Source organism: Streptomyces sp. CT34 (assembly GCF_000805335.1).
Taxonomy (GTDB): domain Bacteria; phylum Actinomycetota; class Actinomycetes; order Streptomycetales; family Streptomycetaceae; genus Streptomyces.
The window spans coordinates 6882356-6887425 of sequence record NZ_KN708638.1; the positions used below are offsets into that span (position 1 = coordinate 6882356).

Below are 5070 nucleotides of genomic sequence, written 5' to 3' on the forward strand. Positions count from 1 at the left end.
CCACCGGACCGGGGCCGGCGGGGCGCTCGACCGGGATCTCCCTGCAACCCCCGGCAACCAACGGCCGTTCCCCTGAGGGCCGTTACGATCCCCGTATGCGCCGGAACGTACTGATCGACGCCCCGTCCAATCTGGGGCTACGGCCCCCCGCGCCCGGCGCCGTGCCCGGCTGCTGCAAGCTCGCCGGGGCGCTGCGGGAGCAGGGGCTGCTGCGGCGGCTCGGGGCGCTGGAGGGCGGGGTCGTGGTGCCGCCCCGCTACGCCCTGGGGGAGTGGCGGGAGGGGGACGGGGTCTTCCACGCCGCGGCGATCGCCGGGTACAGCGTGCGGTTGGCGCGGCGGGTGGCGGGACACGTACGGAGCGGCGACTTCCCGGTCGTCCTCGGTGGTGACTGCAGCATCCTCCTGGGGGCCGTGCTCGGGCTGCGGCGGCTGGGCCGGTACGGCGTGGCCTATCTGGACGGGCACGGTGACTTCCGGCATCCGGGGAACGCGGACGTGTCGGGTCCGGTCGGTGCCGCCGCGGGGGAGGGCGTCGCACAGATCACCGGACGGGGACAGCCCGATCTGACCGACATCGACGGCCTGCGGCCGTACGTCCGCGACGAGGACGTGCGGCTCCTGGGGGTACGTGACGCGGACGAGGACCAGCCGGAGCTGAGCCGGCTCGGCATCGGTTGCAGCAACGTCGGCGAGATCCGGCGGCGCGGCCCGGAGGCGGTCGCGCGGGCCGCGCTCGGGCACCTCCAGAACTCCCCGCTCGACGGGTTCTGGATCCATCTGGACGCCGATGTGCTGGACCCGTCCGTGATGCCGGCGGTGGACAGCCCCGATCCCGGTGGGCTGTCCGTGGCCGAACTCCGGGCGCTGCTGGCGCCGTTGGCCGCCTCGCCGCGCTGTGCGGGGGTCGATGTGACCATCTACGACCCGGACCGCGACCCCACGGGAGCCGGGGCGGTGCTCCTCGCCGACCTCCTGGAAGGCGTCTTCGCGCAACCCTGACCGCGGCGGGCCGCGCGACGCCATGCCGCCGACCCGTTCGCCGAGGCGTTCGCCCGCGCCGCGGCGTCGGCCACGGAGGACGACCCGGCCGTGGCACGGGCCCGGCGGGCGGTGCTGCCCGCACTCGCCCGCGAGGCGGTGCCCGCGCTGCTCGCGGCCGGCCGCATCGAGCAGGCCGCCGCAACGCTGGCGGCGCTGCGCCCGGCCGAACTCGCCGCGGGCCGCTTCCGGTTGCTGCGTGCCCGGGTCCTGCTCGCCCAGGGCGGGCCGCGCGCGGCCCGCGAGATCTTCGACGAGGGCTTCGAGATCGCCGACCTGAGGGAGGGCGACGAGGCGATCGGTGACACCTGGTACGCGATCGGCGAGCGGATCGTGGCGGGGGACGGCCCGGTCACCGAGGACGTCGCCGCCAGGGCACGCCGGGAGCATCCGCTGCCGGAGCGCTACGAGTGCCGGATGCGGCCGGTGCGGGGCTGAGGCGGCCCGTGGAGAGCGGTGGCGAACCGGAGGGAGGAGCCCGGGAGTCCGCAGGGATCCTAGGCGTCCTGGGCGCGGTCGACGTACTCGAAGACCGAGCCGTCGGGATGCCGGGCGATCAGGTTGCGGCCGATGGGGGTGGACAGCGGGCCGGCGATGATCTCGGCGCCGACCGCCGTCAGATCGGCCACCGCGTCCTCCACGCTCTTGACGGCGATGGTCGCGGTGATCTTCCGCAGGACCGACAACTCCGCCTCGGGGCCGCTCATGAGGAAGAAGCAGCCGACGGCCGCGACCGCCACACCGCCGCGCTGGAAGCGGATCGCCTCCGCGCCGGTCAGTCGTTCGTACACGGTGATCGCGGCGTCGAGATCGCCGACGCACACCCGCAGTGAGGTCCCCAGAATGTCCATGTGAATCAGCCTAGTTGGATCGGCCGCGGGTGCGCGATCCCTGGCCCCCGGAGGCCCTCCGAGGGCCAGGGCGCACCTCCGGAACTGATCTTTCGTCAGACCCGGCACAGGATTTCGCCGTGCAGCACGGCGAACCACCCGTCCTCGCGGGCGCCCCACTCCCGCCAGGCCGCGGCGATCCGGGACAGGTCGTCCGACGTGGCGTGGCCGCCCTCCACCGCGATCCCGGCGTAGGAGGAGGCGACCGTGCGGTCCGCCCACAGCCCGGACCACCAGGCCCGTTCCTCGGGGGTCCGGTAGCACCAGGCGCTCGCGGTGGCGGTGATGTCCTCCTGGGCGAAGCCCGCCTCCAATGCCCAGGCGTGCAGCCGGCGTCCCGCGTCCGGCATCCCGCCGTTGGCGCGGGCCACCCGGCGGTACAGGTCCAGCCAGTCGGCCAGGCCCTCGACCTCCGGGTACCAGGTCATGGTCGCGTAGTCCGCATCGCGGACGGCGACGATGCCGCCGGGCTTGGTGACGCGCCGCATCTCGCGCAGTGCGTGCACGGGATCGCCTACGTGCTGGAGGACTTGATGCGCGTGGGTCACGCAGAAGGTGTCGTCGGGGAAGTCCAGTGCGTGGACATCGCCGACCGTGAAGGTGATGTTCCCGACTCCGCGGGCGGCGGCGGTGGCGCGGGCCTGGTCCAGGACGTCCGGTGCGTGTTCCAGGCCGGTGACCCGGCCGTCGGGCACCAGCGCCGCCAGGTCGGCGGTGATGGTGCCCGGACCGCAGCCGATGTCCAGGATCTGCATATGGGGCTTCAGCGAATCCAGCAGGTATCCCGCCGAGTTGGCGGCCGTGCGCCAGGTGTGGGAGCGCAGTACGGACTCGTGGTGGCCGTGGGTGTAGACGGCGGACTCGTGCGCCATGGTCGGCTCCTTCGCGTAGGGCGGGGCGGACGCGCGAGGGGCCGTGGCCCGCGGTGCGTCCACCCGTCGGCGTGGTGTCCCCACCGTACGCCTGTGTCTCGTATCGCGAGAGTGGCGTCTCGTTATGTGGGCAGCTGAAGGAGGCGAGGAGGATGAACGGGCGGACGGCTGCGGGGAGTTGTGGTTGTCTGCGCGGATGATCAGGAGACGGAGCGACGCCGACCTCGACGCCTGTGTGGCCGTGCTGGCAGAGGTGCACACCCGCAGCGGCTATCCGCATCACTGGCCCGCCGACCCGGCGCGCTGGCTGACGCCGGACGGGCTGACGGCCGCCTGGGTCGCGGAGGTGGACGGCGCGGTGGCCGGCCATGCCGCGCTGTGCGGTGGCGAGGTCAGCCGGCTGTACGTGTCGCCCGCCGCGCACGGCGGCGGCCTGGGCGCGCGCCTGCTGGCGACGGTCGAGGCGGAGGCGGCGGCCCGCGGGCTGCGGCTCGTACTGGAGGTGAAGACCACGAACACCGCGGCGGTCGCCCTGTACGAGCGCCGGGGCTGGGTACGGCGGGGCACCGAGCGGCAGGAATGGACCGTGGGCGGAGCGGCCGGTGTGGTGGAGGTGGTCGAGGTGCATCGGTACGAGGCGCCGGCGCGCGTGGTGCCGGCCGGATAGCGCCGGCCCGCTCCGCTGCCGGCGAGTCGTACGCACGAGCGAACCGGTGCCCCGTCCGGCCCCGTGTGCCGCCTGGTCCCGCGTGCACTGCGTCCCACCGGACCAGCGCCCACCCTCCGCTGACGTGTCGTCCCCCGCCGCCACGCCGGTGATCTGCGAAGGTGGTCAGGGCCGCCCATCATGTGATGGGCCCACGATCGACCGGCCGCCGTGGAGTGGAGGTACGGATGCAGCGGACCGCCCCGGATCCGCAGCGGGAGCCGGATCCGGACCCGCCGGTGGGCCTGCCGGTCCTCCCGGAACTCGCCGCGCACCTCTCCGCGGCTGCCGGCCGCACCGCGCCCGAACCCCCCGGCGGCTCCGCGCCGCTGCGCGCCGCCGCCTGCGGCTACTGGGAGCGCCGCGGCCTGTTCACCCCAGCCGACCGGGTGCTCGCCGCCCCCGGGGCGGCGCTGCTGCTCGCCCTGTACGCCGCCGCGGACGGCGCGGTGGTGCTGCCGCGTCCCTGCTCCGACTGGTACGCGCCGCCCGCCCGGCTGCTCGGGCGGCCGGTGCATCTGGCGCCCGTACCGGCGGAATCGGGCGGGGTGCCGGATCCGTTCGCGCTGCTGGAGACCGTGCGGCGGGCCCGTATGCACGGCGACACCCCGCGCGTCCTGGTCCTGTCCGTCGCCGACGACCCGACCGGCACCTGCCCGCCGCCGGAACAGCTGCACGAGGTGTGCGAGGCCGCGGCCGAGGAGGGGCTGTGGGTCATCAGCGACGAGTCGCGCCGCGATCTGCTGCACGACCCGCACGACACCGTGGTGCTCAGCCCCGCCGAGATGCTGCCCGGTGAGGTCGTGGTGCTGACCGATCTGCGGGCCGCGCTGGTGCCGGCCTGCTGGCCGGTCGCGCTGGCCCGTTTCCCCGGCACCCGGCGGGGCGAGGTCCTCCGGGACGCGACCCGCACGGTGCTCGCCGGGCTGCACGTCCCGCTCCCCGGACCGCTTGCCTGCGCGGTCACCCATGCGCTCCGCGAGCCCGACGAGGTACGGGACCGTATCGCGACCGCCGCCCGGGTGTACGGGGTGCTCGCCAAGGCGCTGCACCACACGCTGACGGAGGCCGGTGCGCTCTGCCGGCCGCCCCACTCGGGGAGCCACCTCTACGCCGATCTGGAGCCGCTGCGGCGACCGCTGGCCGCCCGCGGGATCACCGAATCCCCCGCTCTGGAAAGCGAGTTGGCGCCCTGGTCGGCCCGTGGCGGGTACCGCTTCGGTGACGATCCGGAGGCGCTGCGGGTGCGGCTGGGGGTGGACGCGCTGCTCGGTGCGGACGCGGCGGCGCGGCAGCGGGTGCTGGACGCCCCGGATCCGCTGGAACTGCCGCATGTGCGGGCCGCGTTGGCGTCGCTGGCGCGGGTGCTGGAGGGGCTGGGGGGAGTCGCCGGGGTGGGCGCGGCGAGCGGGCTGCCCGGACCGGAGGGGGAGGCGTACGCGGACGGGGGCTCGTACGGGGACGGGGGCGGGGACAGCTGATCCACCGGTCCTTCCGGGTGCCGCGGCGCCCGTGCCCTGCGGTGCCCCCGATGCCCGTGGTGCGGCGGCTGCCGCGCAAGC

The 5070-nt window shown here is 75.1% G+C and carries 6 protein-coding genes; 4 read left to right on the forward strand and 2 right to left on the reverse strand.

Translation table 11 applies throughout. From position 1 onward, the window contains the following. The first annotated feature begins 95 nt into the window (after nucleotides 1–95). Together RZ84_RS30040 and RZ84_RS30045 are read left to right on the forward strand one after the other, a co-directional pair. Nucleotides 96–1001 (forward strand): arginase family protein, encoded by a 906-nt coding sequence (locus RZ84_RS30040; RefSeq protein WP_043267426.1) that lies wholly within the window; start codon nucleotides 96–98, stop codon nucleotides 999–1001. Nucleotides 1002–1091: 90 nt separating this feature from the next. Next, nucleotides 1092–1478 (forward strand): YfgM family protein, encoded by a 387-nt coding sequence (locus RZ84_RS30045; protein ID WP_043267428.1) that lies wholly within the window; start codon nucleotides 1092–1094, stop codon nucleotides 1476–1478. Between the two features lie 59 nt (nucleotides 1479–1537). Here RZ84_RS30045 and RZ84_RS30050 read toward each other — a convergent pair whose 3' ends face one another. Then, complete coding sequence (locus RZ84_RS30050) at nucleotides 1538–1891, reverse strand: VOC family protein (RefSeq protein WP_043267430.1); 354 nt, start codon at nucleotides 1889–1891, stop codon at nucleotides 1538–1540. A gap of 95 nt (nucleotides 1892–1986) precedes the next feature. Continuing rightward, on the reverse strand, nucleotides 1987–2802 hold the full coding sequence (locus RZ84_RS30055; protein WP_043267432.1) for a class I SAM-dependent methyltransferase: 816 nt from the start codon (nucleotides 2800–2802) through the stop codon (nucleotides 1987–1989). A 196-nt stretch (nucleotides 2803–2998) separates the two neighbouring features. Between RZ84_RS30055 and RZ84_RS30060 the strand changes: the two genes are divergently transcribed. Both RZ84_RS30060 and RZ84_RS30065 read left to right on the forward strand, forming a co-directional pair. Beyond that, complete coding sequence (locus RZ84_RS30060; RefSeq protein WP_043267434.1) at nucleotides 2999–3469, forward strand: GNAT family N-acetyltransferase; 471 nt, start codon at nucleotides 2999–3001, stop codon at nucleotides 3467–3469. A gap of 227 nt (nucleotides 3470–3696) precedes the next feature. Continuing rightward, nucleotides 3697–4989, forward strand: a complete 1293-nt coding sequence (locus tag RZ84_RS30065; RefSeq protein ID WP_078894343.1) for an aminotransferase class I/II-fold pyridoxal phosphate-dependent enzyme — start codon at nucleotides 3697–3699, stop codon at nucleotides 4987–4989. Nucleotides 4990–5070 lie beyond the last annotated feature (81 nt).